This window comes from Afipia broomeae ATCC 49717 (genome assembly GCF_000314675.2).
Taxonomy (GTDB): domain Bacteria; phylum Pseudomonadota; class Alphaproteobacteria; order Rhizobiales; family Xanthobacteraceae; genus Afipia; species Afipia broomeae.
The window spans coordinates 540,978-560,033 of the sequence record NZ_KB375284.1; the positions used below are offsets into that span (position 1 = coordinate 540,978).

The window sequence follows — 19,056 nt, forward strand, 5'->3', positions numbered from 1 at the left end:
CCTCGGTCCTCACTTCTTATATTTCGCCTGACCCGACTTTCCTTCGGCGGTCTTGATGGTGAGCGTGATCGTGGCGCCCGCCGCTATCGGGTTCTTCGCATCGCCCTTGAGCGAATTCTCGCCCTGGGGCGTCAGCGTCACGGTCTCCCGGCCCCCGCCGCCCGCGATGAGGACGGCGCCGGAGTAGCCCTTGGTGGAGACCGGCTTGGGCGTGTTCGGCACGTAGACGTTGAATGTGACCGTATTTCCGGAGGTCATCATTTCGGCGTCGACGCCGGCCACATCGAGCATCAGACCTCCGTTGGGGCCTTTTTCGTAATCTTCGGCCATAGCCGGGACAGCGAATGACAAGGCAGCGATCAACAGCAAAGCGCGTTTCATGATTGTGCTCCATTTTGATTCGGCGATTTGGTTTCACCATTCTCCGGGTCCTCCCGCCTGAACAGGACATAGAGAGCCGGCAACACCAGCAACGTGAGGATGGTCGATGAAATGATGCCCCCAATGACGACGGTCGCCAGCGGCCGCTGCACTTCCGCACCCGCGCCGGTGGCGATCGCCATCGGAATGAAGCCAAGAGAAGCGACCAGTGCAGTCATCAGGACCGGACGCAACCGTGTGAGAGCGCCGTCCCGGACGGCGTCGACGAGGGCATGTCCTTCCCTACGGAGCCGCTCTATGAAAGTGATGATGACCAGGCCGTTGAGCACGGCCACGCCCGAAAGCGCGATGAAGCCGATGCCCGCGCTGATCGACAAGGGGATCCCACGAAGCAGAAGCGCGGCGATTCCGCCGGTCAAGGCAAGCGGAACACCGCTGAATACCAACAACGCATCGGGCATCGAACCCAAGCTGATGAACAGCAGCAAAAAGATCAGAAGCAACGCGATCGGCACGACAATCGTAAGGCGTTGCGTGGCGGACACCAACTGCTCGAACTGGCCGCCCCATCCGATCCAATAACCTGCCGGCAGCTTCACCTTCTGCTCGACCTGTCTTTGGGCGTCGGCGACAAAAGATCCCAGATCGCGACCCCTCACGTTCGCCGTCACGACGATGCGCCGTTTGCCGTCTTCGCGGCTGATTTGATTGGGTCCGGGCGCCAGATCGATCTTGGCGAGTTCCGACAACGGCACGTAGCGGATTTGCGCGAGGGGCGAATTGCCCCACAGAGCGTGCGTTGCCTTTACCTGACTTTCGAGTGGCGGCAGCGGGATCGGCAACGATCTGATCGCCTCGATGTCCGACCGCAAATGCTCCGGAAGCCTGACGACGATGTTGAAGCGCCGGTCACCCTCGAACACCATCCCGGAACTCTTTCCTCCGACGGCTATCTCGACGAGGTTCTGGACGTCGCCAACATTGATCCCGTAGCGCGACAGCGCCTGGCGATTCAGATTTATCGTAAGGACGGGCAGCCCCGCAGCTTGTTCGGTCTTGACGTCGGCCGACCCCTGGACGTTTTGCAGCACCGCCTGCACACGCGCCGCGGACTGGACCAATATGTCGAGATCGTCTCCGAATATCTTGACGCCGACGTCGCTGCGGACGCCGGATATCAGTTCGTTCATGCGCTGCTGGATCGGCTGCGAAATTCCGTAGATGCTTCCCGGGACATCTGCGGACGCCTGCTGGATGTCGGAGACGACCGTCGCCTTCGGTTTCTCGGGATCTGGCCATTCCTTCCGCGGCTTCAACATCACATAGCAGTCCGACGTAGAAGGGGGCATCAGATCGGTCGCGACTTCCGCAGTGCCGGTGCGCGCGAATACTTCCTTGACTTCGGGCAGCTTCAGTAGTCGCCTCTCCAGCATGGCCTGCATCTCAACCGACTGCGTCAGGCTCGTTCCCGGGATGCGCACGACCTCCATGGAAGCATCGCCCTCGTCGAGGCTCGGAATAAATTCACCCCCCATTCTGGAAGCAGCGATCCCGCAGACAACGATCAGCAGAGCCGCGATCAAGGCGACGCCGAACCTGTTGCGGATGGAGGCGGCGAGCAGCGGCGTGTAAACGTGACGGGCGCCCCGCATGAAGAAATTCTCGTGCTCGGAAACCTTGCCGGTGACCAGGATGGCAACGGCCGCCGGCACAAACGTCAAGGACAGAATGCTGGCGCCCGTCAGCGCCATCAGCACGGTCAAGGCCATCGGCGTGAACATCTTCCCCTCGACGCCGGTAAGGGTCAGGATGGGAATGTAGACCACCCCGATAATCAGCGTTCCAAACAGACTTGGACCGATGACTTCCCGGGATGCCGTCAGGATCGTCTCAAATCGCTCCTGGCGGTCCAGGACCCGGCCCAATCGATGCTGCTCTACAGCCAAGAGGCGTAAGCAGTTCTCGACGATGATGACGGCACCGTCGATGATGATGCCGAAATCGATCGCACCCAAACTCATGAGATTGGCGCTGACCTTGTTTTCCACCATGCCCGTGACGGTGAACAGCATCGAAAGCGGAATGACGAACGCCGTTGCTATCGCCGCCCTGAAGTTGCCGAGGATCATGAACAGAATCACGATCACGAGAAGGGCGCCTTCGATCAGATTCTTCTCGACGGTCGCCACCGTTGCTTCGACGAGGCGGGTCCGGTCGTAGATGGCCCGGGCGACCACACCATCCGGCAACGAACGGCCGATCTGCTTGAGTTTGGCTGCGACGCGCTGGGCGACCGTCCGGCTATTCTCGCCGATCAACAGCATGGCAGTGCCAAGCACGACCTCCTTGCCGTTCACGGTGGCTGCGCCTGTGCGCAGATCCTTGCCTTCCTTGACGTCGGCAACGTCGGAAACCCGGACGGGAAACCCGTTCCTGGATCCGATCACGATCTCCCGGATCTCGTCGATGTTCGCAACCTGCCCCGGCGTACGGACGAGATATTGCTCGCCATTGCGCTCGATATAGCCGGCGCCGACATTTGCATTGTTCGACGAAAGCGCCGTCATGACGTCGCGGAAACTGAGCTTGTACGCCATCAACTGAGCCGGATCCGGCAGCACATGAAACTGCTTCTCGAAGCCTCCGACGGTGTTCACTTCGATGACGCCGGGCACGTTCCGCAATTGCGGCTTGATGATCCAGTCCTGGATCGTACGCAGATCGCTCGGAGTGTAAGGATCGCCGTTTGCATTGCGCGCCTCCGGCTTCGCTTCGACCGTGAACAGATAGATTTCACCCAGCCCCGTGGATACCGGCCCCATCGCCGTCTCTATGCCGGGAGGAAGCTGGTCCTTGACCTGCTGGATCCGTTCGTTGACCAGTTGTCTGGCGAAATAGATGTCGGTGCCATCCTTGAAGATGACGGTGACTTGGCTCAGACCGTAGCGGGACTGGGAGCGGGTGCTCTCCAGACGGGGTAGTCCTCCCATCGCGGTCTCGACCGGGAACGTGATGCGCTGTTCGACCTCGAGGGGCGAGTAGCCGGGTGCCCGGCTGTTTATCTGGATCTGGACGTTGGTAATGTCCGGAACAGCGTCTATCGGGAGTCGCGTGAAATTCCAGGCGCCGAAAGCGGCCATGATCAGAACGCCGATCATAACCAGCCAGCGCTGGCGGATTGCGAAGGAAAGAATCGCGTCAAGCATCGCGCTTCTCCGTACGTCGACCGACTTCCCTGATGCGACCAAATGCACGGACTGGCGTGGTGAATACGACACCGTCCCCCTTGCGGCCGGTCCAGGCGGCAGAAGCGATGCGGTCGCAAATCTCATCGGCCAATTCAGCCCGACAAACCAGCCGCAGCTCGAGGAACTGGTGGTACGTCAGATCCGTATCGGTCGAGACGTAAGCGCCTCCTTGTCCACGACCTCTTCCTTGTCCCCGCACCTCATCGAATGTGAAGCCCGGGAAATCCGGCAAGTCGTGTAGCGCTCGCACCACGTGGCCTTCCATGTGCGGCCTGATGAGAGCGGTGACCAACGTCATCGTAGCGTTATCAGTCATTGTCGCCCGATCCTTTCCCCAGCTCCGCCTTGATGATGAAACTGTTCCGAGCCGCATAAACGTCGCCTTCCAGCACGCCAAAGGTGATCTCGACGAGTTCCGGATCGCGGGCGCCGATTTCGACGTCCCGGGCGTCGAACTTCTCGCCATTGCGGACGAAGACGACGGTACGATTTTCCCAGATCTGCAGCGCCGACGATTTCACTGCTACGTTCACTGTCTTGGCAGATAAGGTCAGCCTGCCCGTGATGAACAACCCGGGACGCAGCCGCTGCTCCGAATTCGCTACCACCGCTCGAGCAATCGCACTCTGCGTATCGCTGCTGCCGACAGGCGAAAGGTATGAAACCTTGGCCTCGATAGGGGCTCCGCCGTCCGCAGGATCGATGAACACCTCGTCGCCGACGCTGACGCGCTTCAGATCCCGTCTATAGACGGAGAAGTCGACCCACACCGTCGACAGGTCGGCGATGACGAACGCCGGCTTCTGTTCGGAGGCATATTCTCCCAAAGTAGTCTGACGATCGATCACCGTACCCGCGAGCGAAGCTTTCAGTTCGTATTGCGTCAGGCTCTGATTGCTTTCGATCAGCGCAAGGACGTCGCCCTTCTGAACGCGATCGCCGATCCGCTTTCGCACGTCGCGCACGATGCCGGGAAAGCGTGGAGTGACCTGAACCAAAGATTCCTGATTCGGCTGCACGATGCCGTTCAGCAACAGACTGTCTCGCAGCACACCCGCCGAAGCTTTCGCGAGCTCGATTCCTGCGGTCTCGATCTTGGCGTCGCTCAACGTAACGCTGTCGGCGTGCTCCTCCTTTTCGACCTTTTCGGCCGTAGTCGGTTTCGTGGCCGCAGGAGTGAGCATCCGGTAGCCGGCGTAGGCCAGCGACAGAGCGACCAGAATGAACACTGAATAGCGAACGAATTTCTTCATTGTCTTGAACTCTCGCGTGTGAGCGAAAACGGGTTGCCGACCAGGCCTTCGATCGTCGCCACGGCGATATGGAAGTTCTGCAGGGCTTCCTGCTCGCGCAGCAGCGCCTGCAACAACGACCCCCGGACATCGAGCAGTTCGAGCAGCGTGAACCGACCCTGGGAATAGCCGCTGAGGATCGTCTCGCCGGCGCTGCGCGCGTTGGGAATAACGGAGGATCGCAGAAGCTTGAGCTCGGCCAGAGCGCCGGTAAGGGTGTCGTAGGCACGTCCGGCTATGCTGAGGAGCACCAGCTTGTTGATCGTCCGCTCGGCGTCGGTCTTCGCCAGACTCTCCTGGGCGGCGATGATGTTGCCGGTGTTCTGATCGAAGACCGGCAATGGGACGGAGACGCCGAGCCGCACGGCGTTGTCGTTGGTGTCCTGGAAGTGGCGCCATCCCGCCGAAAGGCGGAGGTCGGGAACGGCCTTCAAACGCGCGATGATCAGTTCGGCGTTCCGCTGTGCCGTGATTGCGGTCCAGCGCATCAACTGTGGATTGGCTTCGATCGCTTGAATCACGGCCTTGAAAGGCGGCGGCCGGCCGATGTCGGCCAAGCGTCCCACGGCTGGACCGAAGCGCGGGCTGGAGTCTCCCATCAGGATCGCCAGATCCCGTCGCGCAGTGGCGAGCTGTGTCTTCGCGCGCTCCCGTTCGACCCGAAACAGGTCGGCCGCGACCTGCGCCCGCAGAGTCTCGGCGGGAGACGATGCACCCTCCTGCACGCGTTTTTGGAGCAACGGGATCAGCGAGTCGAGACCGGCGATCTGCTCGTCGAACAGCTCGATGCGCCGCTGCGCGCTGACGACGGTTATGAACGCGATCGCGGTCTCGGAGAGTACCTCCAACCGCGTCGCCCGACGCTGCCAGACGGCCGTGCCGACACCAGCCTCGCCGGCCGCGATGCGGGCTTCCCGCTTGCCGCCAAGTTCGACGAGTTGGCTGAGCTGCAGATTGGTTTCGGCGGAGCGGAAGCCCTTGTACGGGCCTGATCCCAGCACATTGTCGAGCTCGAAGGAGGCTTCCGGATTGGGCAGAGCACCGGCCTGAACACGAAGCCCGCCGGCAATGCCGACATCGCGCTCGGCGGCCGTCAGGCGAGGGTTGGCGGCCAGGGCACGCTGGAGCGCCTGAACGAGCGAAATCGCACGCGAACCATGCTCCGCGGCGTGGGCCGGATAACTGAGGACAAGCACTGCGCACGCAAGGCGCAGCACCGCTTTATGCAAAAACATGAACGATCGACCTGAATCGAGAACGACTGCGGCGGCAATTCACCGCGCGCGGCTGCGATTATCAGGTGAGCGATTTGGGGGGCGGCGGATCGAGATGCCCGTGGCTTCCGAGATGGAAGCTGGGCGGCGCAAAGGCCAACCGGCTGACCGCCGAATCGGGCTGCAGCACGGATGCCGAAACGGGCGCTACCATCGGCGCACACATCGGACAGTGCTTCACCAAGACGGGAGCTTGCGACCCATCCCCGTCCTGCGTATCCGCCTTGTCCATGGCGGTCGCGATCGTGATATCGGCGAGAACCTCGTCCGCGCAGGAGATGGTCTGGCCGAAACAGACAAAGAGATAGGTGGCCGCCAGAAACATCAGAAAACCCCGGCGGATGCGCCGGGCCTTCCCTCTTGGCTTTTTCTGACCGATCTGGATGTCCATTCGACGGGATTAGCAAATCCCGATGGCACACGCCATGACAATGTTTGCAACGTCTACAGGGAGTTGGCGCGGCGCGTCTAGTTGGCAACAGGCCGTCGCTACCGCGCGGCGCCGTAATCCGTCGCGAGGGTCTCGAGGAACTCGCGCTTGCCCCGCTGCGGGACGATGGCCTCCTGCAGAGAGGCTCACCGGACGCATAGGCACGCCTCCCAAGCGTAGAACTCCTCAGGCCATCTGCGAGCCGACCGTAAACGTGAGACGGCTGAGTGGTCATGAAACCTTCACTGACTTGCGCTGCGGCCTCAGACGGACGGTCCCGTTCGCGCTCTGCGAACGGGTACTTAACGGCCCTTCGGCCCGCCCTGATAGCGCCAAGCATTGCCGGGCCTCATCGGCGCCGACGAATTTGGCACGTACACCCCCGAAGCAAAGGCCGCGCTCGGATTGGATCGCGTCGTGTCCACCTGCGGTTTCCTGGCCTCGTTCGGCCAGTAGCTCTTGTCGGTAATCGTCGAGCCCGCGTGTGCTGCGACCGCAGCGGCAACGAGCGGCAATATGAGCGACGTCGTCGCGATGAAATTCTTCATGGTCCGGCTCCATTCCTTGAAAAACGCACTCGACGTGCGCTTCACAATGGAGTTCGCGGGATTCGCAACCGCGGTTACAAGATCACGACGACGTGACGCTCACTATCACCACTTCAATAATCGGGGGCCCGACAGAGCGCCGGCAAGAGTACAGAGCGCGATCGTACCGCCGTACCAGACGGCGACGAACGGCAGCGAGTCGTCGGTGCAGTGCAGCGCGTACGCCATCGCACTGATGCTCCCGGCGACGAGGCCGGCGAATGCGCCGGCTCCGGCGAGATCGGTGGGGGCAGCCCTGCGGACGGCCCAGATCACGGCCACGAACGGCACGATGGCTATCAGAGGGATGGAAAGCAGACATTCTACCCATTCGTCTCCCACAACCATCCGGTCCCAGTGGGAAGCAGGAGCGCCCGCCATCACCGCGGCCGCGATTGCAACGACAACAGCGAAGGGCGCCGCCATCACGACGAGGGATATCCTGCTCTCGCCTCCCGGCCGTGCGATCCGCATTAGATAGAACGCCGCAAGCGAGAAGATCGCCGCGCCGAACCCAACCTTGACGGCGACGAACCCCGCCGTTCGCGCCGTCATAGCTAGGTCGGGGCGCGTTCCGAGCAGAGCGATTGCGACGCAGACGGCGAACGCGCCGCCGATCAGCAAGGCCATGGCGAACCTGCGGCGGACGAGCGTCCGGTCGACGGGGTGGGTGCTGCGTCCGAGGACGTCGATCAGGTCTTCGGTTCTCATGCGCCCGTTCCCCTCCCGACAAGAGCGGCCAATGCCTTCAACCCGCGGTGGATGGTGACTTTCACGTTCGATTCCGACATATGGTAGCGCACGGCAGTTTCGGCCACGCTTTTGCCTTCGAGCTTGACGGCCTCGATCGTTTGGCGGGTCTTTTCCGGCAGGCTGCCTAGCAGCCGTTCCAGGTCGCGCGTACTCTCGATGGCGGCGTCGTCGTCCGTCGCCAGCAGATCCCGATGGTCGTCGATCGGGACGCTTGTCCGCGAAATCCGGTTGCGCCGCATGTGATCGATGAGCTTGTAGCGCGCGACCGCGTGTACCCAGGGCGTGAACAGCGATTCGACGTCGAAGGTATGCCTCTTCAGGTGGATCGCAAGCAGAGCTTCCTGCACCAGATCCTCCCCTTCCTCAGCACTGCGCCCGCTCCGCGCCAGGTGCCGCTTGTAGTATCCGCGCAGATGACGGCTGAGCCTGTCGAGCAGCGCGCGATGCGCGGCCGCGTCTCCGCCGAGGCTCGCCAACATCAGCGCCTTCAACTCCAGTTCGGGACTTTTCATCTCTGGTCTCTAGTAGTTCGACAGAATCGATCCCCGGGTTACAGCGCCTAGCTCGATTTGGCGGCCTCCATCGGATCCCAAGGAGGCGCTTTGCGATGAACCTACGAACCCACCGGGATCACCTCATTCTGCTGGCTCCGCAACGTGGCGCGGTCTCCTCTCGACGGCTCTGACCCTTGCTGACGGGGATTCATCCGAGCCGTCGCCTTCGGGGAGACCGAAACCCTTGACCAAGCCGAAGATCGCCGGGATCACGATCAGCGTCAGCAGCGTCGAGGAGACCATGCCGCCGATCATCGGCACCGCGATGCGCTGCATGATCTCGGAGCCCGCACCGGTGCTCCACATGATCGGCAGCAGACCCGCCATGATTGCGACCACCGTCATCATCTTGGGACGGACGCGCTCCACCGCACCCTCCATGATGGCGTCGTAGAGATCGCTGCGCGTCAGCGCGCGCCCCTCGGCTTCGCGCCGGCACTTGATCTCCGCAAAGGCCTGGTTGAGGTAGATCAGCATCACGACGCCGGTCTCGGCGGCGACGCCGGCGAGCCCGATGAAGCCGACGGCGACGGCGACCGACAGATTGAAACCGAGCCACCACATCAGCCAGAGCCCGCCCACCAGTGCGAACGGCAAGGACAGCATCACGATCATGGTCTCGGTGACCGAGCGGAAGTTCAGATACAGCAGCAGGAAGATGATCATCAACGTCAGCGGGATGACGATCTTCAGCCGCGCCGTGGCCCGCTCCAGATATTCGTACTGGCCGCTCCACATCACGTAATAGCCCGGCGGGAACTGGATGCTGGCCTGCACGGTCCGCTGCGCCTCGGTGACGTAGCCGCCGAGATCGCGGTCGCGGATGTCGACGTAGATGTAGGTCGCCAGCTGGCCGTTCTCGGTCCGGATCGAGGTCGGCCCCCGCGCCGGGGTCACCTTGGCGACTTCGCCGAGCGGCACGGCCCCGCCGGCGGGCATCGGCACCAATACGTCGTTGGCGATCGCATGCGGATTGTCCCGCAGATCGCGTGGGTAACGCATGTTGACGGTGAAACGCTGCCTACCCTCCACCGTCGTGGTCACCGTTTGGCCGCCGAGCGCGGCCGCGATCGTATCCTGGACGTCCTGGACCATGATGCCGTAGCGCGCCAGTGCCGCCCGGTCCGGCGTCACCTCAAGATAGTAGCCGCCGATCCCGCGCTCCGCGTAGGCCGAGGAGGTACCGGGTACAGCCTTCAGTACCTGCTCGATCCGCTTTGCGAGCATGTCGATCACCACCAGATCGGTGCCGATCACCTTGACGCCGATTGGCGTGCGGATGCCCGTCGACAACATGTCGATGCGTGCCTTGATCGGCATGGTCCAGGCATTAGAGACGCCAGGGAACTGTAGCGCCTTGTCCATCTCCGCGATCAGGCTGTCGATCGTCACGCCGGCCCGCCACTCCTGCTTCGGCTTGAGGTTGACGACGGTTTCGTACATTTCCGACGGCGCAGGATCGGTCGCGGTCGCGGCGCGGCCCGCCTTGCCGTAGACCGACGCCACCTCCGGAAACGACCGGATGATCCGGTCCTGGGTTTGCATCAGTTCGGCGGACTTGGTGACGGAGATGCCGGGCAATGTCGTCGGCATATAGAGCAGCGTGCCCTCGTTCAGGTTCGGCATGAACTCGGTGCCGAGTTGGCGGGCCGGCCAAACGCTTGCGGCCAGCACGGCGAGAGCGAGGATCACGACCAGCGTCTTGGCGCGCATGACGCCCTTGATGAAAGGCCGATAGATCCAGATCAGGAAGCGGTTGATCGGATTCCTGTGCTCCGGGATGATCCGTCCGCGGACGAAGACCACCATCAGCGCCGGCACCAGCGTCACTGACAACAGAGCGGCGGCGGCCATGGCGAAGGTCTTTGTGAAGGCCAGTGGACTGAACAGCCGTCCTTCCTGGGACTCCAGCGTGAAGATTGGCATGAATGACACGGTGATGATCAGCAGGCTGAAGAACAGCGCCGGCCCGACCTGCGCCGCCGCCTCGATCAGGATATCTATCCGCGACTTGCCGGGCTCCGCTCGTTCGAGGTGCTTGTGGGCGTTCTCGATCATCACGATTGCCGCATCCACCATGGCGCCGATGGCGATTGCGATCCCGCCCAGGCTCATGATGTTTGAGCCGAGATTGAGTAGCTTCATGGCGCTGAACGCCATCAGCACGCCGACCGGCAGCATCAGGATCGCCACCAACGCGCTGCGGACGTGCAGCAGGAACACGATGCAGACCAGTGCGACGACGACGCTCTCCTCGAACAGCGTGTGCTTGAGCGTGTCGATGGCGGCGTAGATCAGGTTCGAGCGGTCGTAGACCGGCACGATCTCGACCGATTTCGGCAGGCTGGAGGCGATTTCCCTAAAGCGCTTCTTGACGTTCTCGATGACGTCGAGCGCGTTGACGCCGAAGCGCTGCAGCACGATGCCGCTCGCCACCTCGCCTTCCCCATTCAGTTCGGTGATGCCGCGGCGCTCGTCGGGACCGAGTTCGACCCGGGCTACATCCCGCAGCAGCACCGGGGTGCCGTTGTTCGTCTTGAGCACGATGTCGCCGAGGTCATTGATGGACTTGATGTAGCCTTTGCCTCGAATGACGTACTCGAATTCGGAAAGCTCCACGGTCCGTCCGCCGACGTCGGCGTTGCTGGCGCGGATCGCCTCGCGCATCTTCTGCATGGTAATGCCGAGGTCGCGCATCCGCTGCGCATCGAGGATGACGTTGTACTGCTTGACGAAGCCGCCGACGCTCGCCACTTCCGCGACGCCTTCGGCCTTGGCCAGCGCAAATTTCAGGTTCCAGTCCTGGATGGTGCGTGTGTCCGAAAGATTAAGCTCCTTCGACATCACGGCGTACTGATAGACCCAGCCGACGCCGGTAGCGTCCGGACCGATGGTGGGCGTCACCCCGGCGGGAATGCGCGAGGTGGCGGTGTTGAGGAATTCAAGCACGCGCGAGCGCGCCCAGTAGATGTCGGTACCGTCCTCGAAGATGACGTAGACGAACGAGACGCCGAAGAACGAAAAGCCGCGGACCACTTTCGACTTCGGCACCGTCAGCATCGCGGTCGTTAATGGATAGGTGACCTGGTCCTCGATGACCTGGGGCGCCTGGCCGGGGTATTCGGTGTAGACGATGACCTGGGTGTCTGAGAGGTCCGGAATGGCGTCCAGCGGCAGATGGACCAGCGCATAGATGCCGGCCGCTGCGGCAAATCCGGTGCCGAACAGCACCAGCAGCAGGTTGCGGGCCGACCAGGCGATGAGACGCGCGATCATTGCTTCGCTCCTTCGGCAAAGCCCTTGAGCGCCGCCTTCAGGTTGCTCTCGGCATCGATCAGGAAGTTTGCAGATGTCACGACGGTCTCGCCTTCCGCGACGCCGTCGGTAATCTCCGCGAGTCCCGAGCCGCGGCGGCCAAGCTTGACGTCGCGCGGCTCGAAACGACCGTCGCCCTTGTCGATCAGGACGGCCTTACGACTGCCGCTGTCGAGCACGGCACTTTCCGGCACCGCGAGCACGGGGCCGGGCGTGCCTGTTTCGATTTCGGCATCGACATACATCTCGGGCCGCAGCACCTCATCTGGATTGGGCACTTCGATGCGGATGCGGGCGGTGCGGGTTTGGGCGTTGAGGTGAGGGTAGATCAGCGACACATCACCGGCAAAAGTCCGGCCCGGAAGCGCGCGCGGCTTCACGATGACTTTTGTTCCGACCGCCACCTGCGCGAGATCGCGTTCGGCGATGTCGACGAGCACCCAGACTAACTGATGGTCGGCGATCCTGAACAGCACGTCGCCGGGTCCGGCCCGCATTCCGTTGACCGCGTTGCGCTCGAGGATTTCGCCATCCTGCGGGGCGAGCCAAGGAATGGAGAGGGAGATTTCGCGCGTGCGTTCAAGCTCCTTGATCGCCGGCTCCGGTGTGGAGAGGTTCTCCAGCCGGCGGCGGGCGCCTTTCAGCGCCGGGCCGGTCGCGCCTGAGTTGATGGCCGAGAGATATTCGGCGGCCGCGCTGGAAAGCGCGGGGCTGAACACGTTCATGAGGGGCTGCCCCTTGTGAACGTGCTGTCCGGTGGTGACGTTGGCCACGCTCTCCACGAAACCCTCGAACCGCAGCGACACGACGGAGATGCGACGCTCGTCCTCCTGCACCGTCCCCGGTGCCCGGATCAGCGACTTGATCGGCTGCCGGACGACCGGTTCGGATTTCACTCCGGTCCGTTGAAGCTTGCCGGGCGACAACTTGACGGAGCCGTCGTCGGTATCCTCGCCTTCGTAAACAGGGATGTAGTCCATGCCCATGGAGTCCTTCTTCGGCGTCGGCGACGTGTCGGGCAGGCCCATGGGATTGCGGTAGTATTTGATCCGGCGCTCTCCGGAGCCGGTCACCGCCGCCGACGGCATCGTCGCCGGAGCGTCCTCGTCGAAACCGACATCGGCGCCGGCAGGAACGGCGCGGTAGTCGCGGCCGTCCGGCGTCTTCCGCGGCGTCAGCGAGTACGACGGCTTGCCGTCCGGATCCTGGAAATAGATCGGCGCGCGGTTTTCCTCCGCCGCAGCGTGGGTAACCACGGGCAACGCAGACACCGGCCGCCGCTGCGCGCCGGCGACGAGCCCCGCGCCAGCTGCCGCGATCAACGCGGCGGCGGCGCTTGCGAGAACGGCGCGGTTCATTTCTGCGCCGTGATGACGAGCTTGTTCTCGACTGTGCCGGTCTCGCCCTGGACCTTGGCACCAAGCGAAAGCTGCCAGCGGCCGGCCATGCCGAACGTCGCCTTGAATTTGTATGTGCCGGGCTCGGTGCCCGGCACCGGCACGACCTTGGTCGCCATCTCCTGCATGCCGTCCGGAGCCATGTCCAGGCGCATCGCGAAGATGACGGCGTCCGGCACCGGCTTGCCGGTCTTCGTGTTCAGCAGCCGGACCGTGATGACCTTGTCCGGTCCCGTCTGGACGGATTGGTCGACGAGCTCGAACTTGTAGTCCTTGATATCGGCCAGTGCGGCTGAGCTTGTGCCGCCCACGACGGCAGCGATCAGCGCCGCCTGGACGGCGCGCGTCAGAGTGAACGTCTTCATTTCTTCAAATCCTCGTTTGTCCTGGATCCCGTCGCAAGACGGCATGCGTCGTCTGCACGCCTGGAGGCGCGCAGCAGCAACCGGCGACTAAGCGCCGGTCAGGCCAGGTTTCGAGGGGGATGATCGGGTGGCGGACGGTTGAGCCCGTCGGCGAGAACATCGTCCCGAACCGCGTGGGTCGTCCGGATCGCGTGCGGCAGCGGCAAGGCCTCGGTCGAGGCTGGGCCAGCCTGAACCGTCTTCAGCACGCACATTGCGATGAGCGGACAGTCTTGGCAGTCCTTGCTCTTCTGTTCATCCGGACAGCAGGGCATGTCCGCCGACATCAACATCTCGGTCGCGCTGCCGCGAAGCGGTTGCGCGGCCTTCGCCCGAGCGGCAAGGGGCGCCACCGCCAGACCGACGGTCACAAACAGAGCGAGGGCCAGATTCATGAGCCGACGAAAGTCCATGCTCGATCATCCCATGTCTACGAACTGATGAAAAGCCCGGCTCATTCACGAATGCCGGATGGCACTCTCTTCGACAGCGGGAAGTCGCGAGCAGAATCGTGCAGCTCGGTAGCGGGTCGAGGCTCGGCCCGTCGAGCCAAAGCTCCCAAACGGGACCGCGCAGCGGACTGCAAGGCCGCCTTAGCCGGCGGTTCCAGCCCCGCTGATGAGCATTTGGCCGCTAAGGCGTGCCTTGGCCCGGGGGCCCGGTCCGGTGCGGTGCGGGCGGAAAGGGAGGGCATCCTGAACATGACGAGGTCCCGTTTGACAAATATAGGGTACCCCCCTACATTATTAGCATGCACACGATCAAACAGAAGTCGAAGCTGCTCGCGCGCGTCAAGCGCATCAAGGGCCAATTGGAGGCGGTCGAACGCGCGCTTGAGGCCGAACTCGGCTGCACGGACGTGCTGATGCTCGTCGCCTCGGTGCGCGGCGCCGTCGGCGGGCTCACGACGGAACTGCTCGAGGACCACATCCGGCACCACGTGGTTGACCCGGCTTCCGAGAAGGATCCGGAAAAGGCCAAGGGCGCCGCCGACCTGATCGACGTCGTCCGAACCTATCTGAAGTGAATGACATGAGCGACCTGGCCTCTTTGCTCCAACAGAGCAGTGCGCACGCGTGGCTGTTCGTTCCCAGCGCTATACTGCTCGGCGCGCTCCACGGACTCGAACCTGGCCATTCCAAGACCATGATGGCGGCGTTCATCGTCGCCATCCGCGGCACGGTCCTCCAAGCCGTGCTTCTCGGCTTGTCGGCTACCGTCTCGCACACCGCCGTCGTTTGGGCGGTCGCGCTCCTCGGACTTTACTTCGGCCAGGACCTATCCGGCGAGCGCAGCGAAGCGTATCTGCAACTGGCATCCGCCGTCGTCATCATCGGCGTCGCCGCATGGATGATCTGGCGCACCTGGCGAGAGCAGACCGAGGAGCACCATCACCACGTCGGGCCGCAGGTCGTCACGCTGGCCGGCCGCACTCTGTCGATCGAGGTCTTCGAGGACGGGGTCCCGCCGCGCTGGCGGATCCGGAGCGAGGCCGGTGATCTGCCCTCCGCCGGCATGATCCGGCTCACGACGGCACGCCCCGACGGAGCCGAGCAGACGTTCGCCTTCGCCGAGCGCGACGGGCGTCTGGAGAGCGTCGACGAGATTCCGGAACCGCACGCATTCAAGGCGCGCGTTATGCTCGCCGGCGACACTGCCGAAATGCTGTTCGAGGAGCACGCTCACGACCACATGGATCTCGACGAGCAAAACGACGCCCACGCGCGGGCCCATGCCGCCGACATCCGCAAGCGCTTCGCCGGGCGAACCGTGACAACACCGCAGATCGTGCTGTTCGGTCTGACCGGCGGCCTGATCCCGTGTCCGGCCGCGATCACGGTGCTGCTGCTCTGCATCCAGTTGAAGCAGTTCTCGCTCGGTTTCGTCCTGGTGCTCTGCTTCGGAATCGGTCTAGCCATCACCATGGTGTCGGCCGGGGTCGCCGCCGCCCTGAGCATTCGCCACGTCGAGCGGCACTGGAGCGGGTTCAGCCGCTTCGCTCACCGCGCGCCCTATGTCTCCGCCGTCCTGATCGTGCTGGTCGGCCTCTACACCGGTTGGTCGGGGTGGCACGGCCTCACGTTGTGACGATCGCCGACAGTTGGAAGCCGCAACGAGTTGCAATTATTGTCGATCGACTGCTGCAACAGCAGGGCAACCAACGCCGAGAGGCTGAGGCCTGCCGAAACCAGCACCACGCCGCGGCCCAAGGGTTCCAGCAGCAGTCCGAACGCGAGGGGCGCCAGCGGCTGGGCGATCCGGGACGGCGCTCCGATCAACCCGAGCCGGTAGGCGTAGTTGTCGGGTCCGATGATCGTGAGCGGCAGTGTGCCGCGCGCGATGGTGAGGATGCCGTTGCCGGCACCCTGCAGCAGGACATGCGGTCGGTGATCGCGTTCCTGGTCAACGACTGTTGCGACGGGCATCCGGAGCTCTGCAACCTGGTCGCCGACGACACCGTGGCGTGCTGCGCGCCGGCGTCGGCAAAGAAGGCGGTCAAGCGGAAGCGCTAAGGGCGCCATGCGAGCTGATGCTCGATGGGCGTGCGAAGATCTGAACGCCAACGCGTTCAGACAAGCCTTTCCATGATCGGCCGAGTTGTTCGTTCACCTAGCCTGGCCGGGTCCCCTACGTCGCCGATCCGTGGACCCGGACGCCACGACGTCGTATCGCGGATGCTTGACGATTTCGGAGTACATGACCTCGGGTTCGACCTCACCGTAGTCGTCGCCGACCGCCTTGATGGCGTGCCCCTGGATGACATGAACGATGAAGCGGTCCATCTTGGCGCGCCGGGCAACCGTCTTGAAGCGGTGACGCCACCCATGATTCGGCGCGACACGGGGATCCGTGATCCCCAGATTGCGAACCCACTCGGCCAGTTTGTTGCCCACGCTGGCATATGTCGGGTTCTTACGGTCGCTCCCCCGCTGCCTCTCAAGCGAATAGAACAACGGCGCCGACTTCGGTCTGGAACGGGCGAACTTGACGAAGCCCATGTCTATCAGATGCGGATGCAGCGGAACGATGCGCTCCTTGGCGTCCTTGACGGTGCCGGCCTCCGGTGTGATGCGGACGCAGTCGAGGCCGTCGACGACCATCACGTCCCTCGATCGCATCTGCGTGATTTCGTTGACCCGCGCTCCGGTGTAGGCACACAACCACGGGACCCACCTGCGCGCCGCGACGTTCTCCTTCGCCATCAACTCGCTGAAGGGCGCGAGCGATGCCGAAAGTATCATGCGCGCCTCGGCATTCGTGAAGCCGCGCTTCTTCGGCGGATCCTGTGCCGGCATCTCAACGTAGAGATCGGCGGCCGGATTGGCCGGAAGCTTCTTGTTGCGCATGGCCCATCCGAAGAACGACTTTAGCGCGGCGACGTAGCCCTCCTTGAGCGTCTTGCGGGCCAGCTTACCCTTCAATTCGTCGACCCATTCGGACAGATGACCTTCGGTGACCGCGGCCATGTTGTCCGTCTTGATGCGCAGCGTCAGAGCGTCGAGATAGGCCCTGTATTTCTTCTGGGTCGCCTTGGATATCCTGCGGTCCTTGACGAACTCTTCCCACAGCTCCCCGACGGGCTTGGTCGCGAAAGGACCCGACCGTTTCGGAAATCTGTCCTTGTTGGGATCGGGGCTGAAGTTGCCGGCGGCGTTTCTCGCCAGGGCCTGCTCGGCCTGACAATTCGCCTCGGCAAATTCCTTGAGGAACGCATCGTGAGTGGCGAGGTCGAGAGTGATGCCCTTGCGGGAAAGAAACGCGTCGGCCTCCTTTCCGTACAGCCACTGGCGGTACTGGGCGGGCGTGAGCGGAAACGACCTCCTCCGCCTGAGCTCACGATCGCGCGCGATGGAGGCCTCCCATTCCTCAGCCTTGCCCGGATTTCTGTCGTGGCCGGCGATCTTCTCTTCGTAGAACTCGCCCGCGAGCGCCACCACGTCCTTGTAGTCGAGACGGATGCCGAAGGGACGCGGCTTGACCTGTTCGCGCCACATCCGCTCGAGCTTCAGGTTCTCCTCCGCGCAGCGCAATCGCGCCTCGTCAGGGTCGCGCGTTCCCAACGAGAACTTGATCTCGCGGCGGCCCATCATCTCCACGAACTGCTTCGGGATGCGTCGCCTGAACCATAGAATTTCGCTTCTGGGATGCTTCCAAGGCTCGATCATCCGACGTCCCATGTGAGTACCACTTTTGTGTACCACCGGGCATTTTCGGAAAGCCTTATTTCATAGATACAATTTGAATTTGCGGCGTTTTCAGCGGATTTTGGCGGGCCGCGACCGATAGTGATGATCACTACGTTTGCGCTATCTCCACCCAAGGTACTCTTTAGGTCATCAACCCATAAAACTGTAGCGCCGACGCGGCGTTGGCTGATTCAAGGTAGCCGGAGGTGCTGCCATGAAGCCACGTCGCTACGAGATCACGGACTTCGAGTGGTCGATCATCGCGCCGCTGTTGCCGAACAAGCCGCGGGGTGTGGCGCGTGTCGATGACCGCAGGGTGCTCAATGGGATTTTCTGGCGGCTGCGCACCGGCTCTCCCTGGGCCGACATCCCTGAGCGCTACGGGCCGTGTACGACCTGCTACAACCGCTTTGTGCGCTGGCGGAAGGCCGGTGTCTGGGATCGGCTGTTCGCGGCTGTCTCGCGGGCCTATGATGGCGACCTGCAGATGATCGACAGTTCGTCGATCCGCGTTCATCAGCACGCGGCCAACGTCAAAAAGGGGGTGCGGCGGAAGCCGTCGCTGGGGACGTCACTCCTGCCCGATGCATGGGGCGCTCGCGCGGCGGACTGACCACCAAGATCCACGCCGTGGTGGACGCCAACGGCAACCCCATCGCGCTCAAGCTGACTGAAGGCCAGGCGCATGATGGTCGCAGTGCTGCTGATCTGCTGGACAGCCTCGGCGCAAACCAGATCCTGCTCGCCGACCGAGGCTATGACAGTGACGCCCTGCGAGTGGAAATGGCCGAGCGCGGCGCCTGGGCCAACATCAAACCCATGCCGAACCGGGTAAACATCCCGGCCTTCAGCCCCTGGCTCTACCGCTACCGCAACCTGGTCGAACGCTTCTTCAACAAGCTCAAGCATTTCAGGGCCGTCGCCACACGCTTCGAAAAGCACGACGACAACTACCTCGCTCTCGTCAAACTCGCCTCAATCCGCATCTGGTTGCGACATAATGAGTCGGTGACCTAGCGCGCCCCAGGTACCCAGCCCCCCATCTGGCGCGAGGTTCCCTGTCATGGAGATATCAACGATCATCATCTGGCGCAGGTGATCCGCCTGGTGGAGGCGGGATGATCGGCCCCGGCGGGGCGACCCAGTGTATTTGGCCTGTGGGACGGACCGACACTTTGGAAAATACCGCCGCTCCCGGCGCCACGAACGACGAGACTTCGTGCAAGGCATAAGG

The 19,056-nt window shown here is 63.0% G+C and carries 16 protein-coding genes and 2 pseudogenes; 3 read left to right on the forward strand and 15 right to left on the reverse strand.

Annotated elements, in window-relative coordinates; genetic code table 11:
- Positions 1 to 9: 9 nt before the first annotated feature.
- The 13 genes from HMPREF9695_RS22130 to HMPREF9695_RS22190 all read right to left on the reverse strand — a co-directional run bounded on the left by HMPREF9695_RS22130 (position 10) and on the right by HMPREF9695_RS22190 (position 14,048).
- Positions 10 to 381: a hypothetical protein gene (locus HMPREF9695_RS22130; RefSeq protein WP_006023141.1), complete on the reverse strand. Its 372-nt coding sequence runs from the start codon at positions 379 to 381 to the stop codon at positions 10 to 12.
- Complete coding sequence (locus HMPREF9695_RS22135) at positions 378 to 3,587, reverse strand: efflux RND transporter permease subunit (RefSeq protein WP_006023142.1); 3,210 nt, start codon at positions 3,585 to 3,587, stop codon at positions 378 to 380. The genes HMPREF9695_RS22130 and HMPREF9695_RS22135 overlap by 4 nt, the downstream gene beginning before the upstream one ends.
- Positions 3,580 to 3,945, reverse strand: a complete 366-nt coding sequence (locus HMPREF9695_RS22140; RefSeq protein WP_006023143.1) for a P-II family nitrogen regulator — start codon at positions 3,943 to 3,945, stop codon at positions 3,580 to 3,582. The genes HMPREF9695_RS22135 and HMPREF9695_RS22140 overlap by 8 nt, the downstream gene beginning before the upstream one ends.
- A complete protein-coding gene (gene ihpB, locus HMPREF9695_RS22145; RefSeq protein WP_006023144.1) occupies positions 3,938 to 4,882 on the reverse strand; it encodes a divalent metal ion exporter adaptor subunit IhpB in 945 nt (314 codons plus the stop codon). The genes HMPREF9695_RS22140 and ihpB overlap by 8 nt, the downstream gene beginning before the upstream one ends.
- Positions 4,879 to 6,156: a divalent metal ion exporter subunit IhpA gene (gene ihpA, locus HMPREF9695_RS22150; protein ID WP_006023145.1), complete on the reverse strand. Its 1,278-nt coding sequence runs from the start codon at positions 6,154 to 6,156 to the stop codon at positions 4,879 to 4,881. The genes ihpB and ihpA overlap by 4 nt, the downstream gene beginning before the upstream one ends.
- A 61-nt stretch (positions 6,157 to 6,217) precedes the next feature.
- Positions 6,218 to 6,586 carry a hypothetical protein gene (locus tag HMPREF9695_RS22155; protein WP_006023146.1) on the reverse strand — a complete coding sequence of 123 codons (369 nt, stop codon included), beginning with the start codon at positions 6,584 to 6,586 and terminating at the stop codon, positions 6,218 to 6,220.
- 341 nt (positions 6,587 to 6,927) lie between these two features.
- The gene (locus tag HMPREF9695_RS22160; protein WP_006023147.1) at positions 6,928 to 7,173 is read right to left on the reverse strand and encodes a hypothetical protein; all 246 of its coding nucleotides are present in this window, start codon (positions 7,171 to 7,173) and stop codon (positions 6,928 to 6,930) included.
- Positions 7,174 to 7,278: 105 nt separating this feature from the next.
- A complete protein-coding gene (locus HMPREF9695_RS22165) occupies positions 7,279 to 7,923 on the reverse strand; it encodes an NrsF family protein (RefSeq protein WP_006023148.1) in 645 nt (214 codons plus the stop codon).
- Positions 7,920 to 8,477 (reverse strand): sigma-70 family RNA polymerase sigma factor, encoded by a 558-nt coding sequence (locus HMPREF9695_RS22170; RefSeq protein WP_006023149.1) that lies wholly within the window; start codon positions 8,475 to 8,477, stop codon positions 7,920 to 7,922. Before HMPREF9695_RS22170 ends, HMPREF9695_RS22165 begins: the two co-directional genes overlap by 4 nt.
- A gap of 123 nt (positions 8,478 to 8,600) precedes the next feature.
- A complete protein-coding gene (locus HMPREF9695_RS22175) occupies positions 8,601 to 11,795 on the reverse strand; it encodes an efflux RND transporter permease subunit (protein WP_006023150.1) in 3,195 nt (1,064 codons plus the stop codon).
- Positions 11,792 to 13,192, reverse strand: a complete 1,401-nt coding sequence (locus HMPREF9695_RS22180; RefSeq protein WP_006023151.1) for an efflux RND transporter periplasmic adaptor subunit — start codon at positions 13,190 to 13,192, stop codon at positions 11,792 to 11,794. Before HMPREF9695_RS22180 ends, HMPREF9695_RS22175 begins: the two co-directional genes overlap by 4 nt.
- Positions 13,189 to 13,596 (reverse strand): FixH family protein, encoded by a 408-nt coding sequence (locus HMPREF9695_RS22185; protein WP_006023152.1) that lies wholly within the window; start codon positions 13,594 to 13,596, stop codon positions 13,189 to 13,191. Before HMPREF9695_RS22185 ends, HMPREF9695_RS22180 begins: the two co-directional genes overlap by 4 nt.
- A gap of 98 nt (positions 13,597 to 13,694) precedes the next feature.
- Positions 13,695 to 14,048 carry a hypothetical protein gene (locus HMPREF9695_RS22190; RefSeq protein ID WP_006023153.1) on the reverse strand — a complete coding sequence of 118 codons (354 nt, stop codon included), beginning with the start codon at positions 14,046 to 14,048 and terminating at the stop codon, positions 13,695 to 13,697.
- A gap of 338 nt (positions 14,049 to 14,386) precedes the next feature.
- On the opposite strand from HMPREF9695_RS22190, the gene HMPREF9695_RS22195 reads away from it, so the two are divergent.
- Positions 14,387 to 14,662 carry a metal/formaldehyde-sensitive transcriptional repressor gene (locus tag HMPREF9695_RS22195; protein ID WP_006023154.1) on the forward strand — a complete coding sequence of 92 codons (276 nt, stop codon included), beginning with the start codon at positions 14,387 to 14,389 and terminating at the stop codon, positions 14,660 to 14,662.
- Between the two features lie 5 nt (positions 14,663 to 14,667).
- Positions 14,668 to 15,723 (forward strand): nickel/cobalt efflux transporter, encoded by a 1,056-nt coding sequence (locus HMPREF9695_RS22200; protein ID WP_006023155.1) that lies wholly within the window; start codon positions 14,668 to 14,670, stop codon positions 15,721 to 15,723.
- Here HMPREF9695_RS22200 and HMPREF9695_RS26015 read toward each other — a convergent pair.
- Positions 15,684 to 16,010, reverse strand: a pseudogene (locus HMPREF9695_RS26015) (hypothetical protein); the annotation flags it as partial. The gene HMPREF9695_RS22200 and the pseudogene HMPREF9695_RS26015 sit on opposite strands and share 40 nt — an antisense overlap.
- 231 nt (positions 16,011 to 16,241) lie before the next feature.
- Positions 16,242 to 17,801, reverse strand: coding sequence for a DUF6538 domain-containing protein (locus HMPREF9695_RS22210; RefSeq protein ID WP_006023157.1), 1,560 nt, complete (start codon positions 17,799 to 17,801; stop codon positions 16,242 to 16,244).
- 235 nt (positions 17,802 to 18,036) lie between these two features.
- On the opposite strand from HMPREF9695_RS22210, the pseudogene HMPREF9695_RS26020 reads away from it, so the two are divergent.
- A pseudogene (locus HMPREF9695_RS26020) lies at positions 18,037 to 18,839 on the forward strand (IS5 family transposase).
- The last annotated feature ends 217 nt before the right edge of the window (positions 18,840 to 19,056 follow it).

Excerpts from the sequence above, each read along its gene's own strand:
- HMPREF9695_RS22185 (WP_006023152.1), bottom strand. The coding sequence starts at position 13,596 with ATGAAGACGTTCACTCTGACGCGCGCCGTCCAGGCGGCGCTGATCGCT.
- HMPREF9695_RS22165 (WP_006023148.1), bottom strand. The coding sequence starts at position 7,923 with ATGAGAACCGAAGACCTGATCGACGTCCTCGGACGCAGCACCCACCCC.
- HMPREF9695_RS22130 (WP_006023141.1), bottom strand. The coding sequence starts at position 381 with ATGAAACGCGCTTTGCTGTTGATCGCTGCCTTGTCATTCGCTGTCCCG.
- HMPREF9695_RS22210 (WP_006023157.1), bottom strand. The coding sequence starts at position 17,801 with ATGATCGAGCCTTGGAAGCATCCCAGAAGCGAAATTCTATGGTTCAGG.
- HMPREF9695_RS22170 (WP_006023149.1), bottom strand. The coding sequence starts at position 8,477 with ATGAAAAGTCCCGAACTGGAGTTGAAGGCGCTGATGTTGGCGAGCCTC.
- HMPREF9695_RS22135 (WP_006023142.1), bottom strand. The coding sequence starts at position 3,587 with ATGCTTGACGCGATTCTTTCCTTCGCAATCCGCCAGCGCTGGCTGGTT.
- HMPREF9695_RS22190 (WP_006023153.1), bottom strand. The coding sequence starts at position 14,048 with ATGGACTTTCGTCGGCTCATGAATCTGGCCCTCGCTCTGTTTGTGACC.
- HMPREF9695_RS22140 (WP_006023143.1), bottom strand. The coding sequence starts at position 3,945 with ATGACTGATAACGCTACGATGACGTTGGTCACCGCTCTCATCAGGCCG.
- HMPREF9695_RS22160 (WP_006023147.1), bottom strand. The coding sequence starts at position 7,173 with ATGAAGAATTTCATCGCGACGACGTCGCTCATATTGCCGCTCGTTGCC.
- HMPREF9695_RS22155 (WP_006023146.1), bottom strand. The coding sequence starts at position 6,586 with ATGGACATCCAGATCGGTCAGAAAAAGCCAAGAGGGAAGGCCCGGCGC.
- HMPREF9695_RS22180 (WP_006023151.1), bottom strand. The coding sequence starts at position 13,192 with ATGAACCGCGCCGTTCTCGCAAGCGCCGCCGCCGCGTTGATCGCGGCA.
- HMPREF9695_RS22195 (WP_006023154.1), top strand. The coding sequence starts at position 14,387 with ATGCACACGATCAAACAGAAGTCGAAGCTGCTCGCGCGCGTCAAGCGC.
- HMPREF9695_RS22200 (WP_006023155.1), top strand. The coding sequence starts at position 14,668 with ATGAGCGACCTGGCCTCTTTGCTCCAACAGAGCAGTGCGCACGCGTGG.
- ihpB (WP_006023144.1), bottom strand. The coding sequence starts at position 4,882 with ATGAAGAAATTCGTTCGCTATTCAGTGTTCATTCTGGTCGCTCTGTCG.
- ihpA (WP_006023145.1), bottom strand. The coding sequence starts at position 6,156 with ATGTTTTTGCATAAAGCGGTGCTGCGCCTTGCGTGCGCAGTGCTTGTC.
- HMPREF9695_RS22175 (WP_006023150.1), bottom strand. The coding sequence starts at position 11,795 with ATGATCGCGCGTCTCATCGCCTGGTCGGCCCGCAACCTGCTGCTGGTG.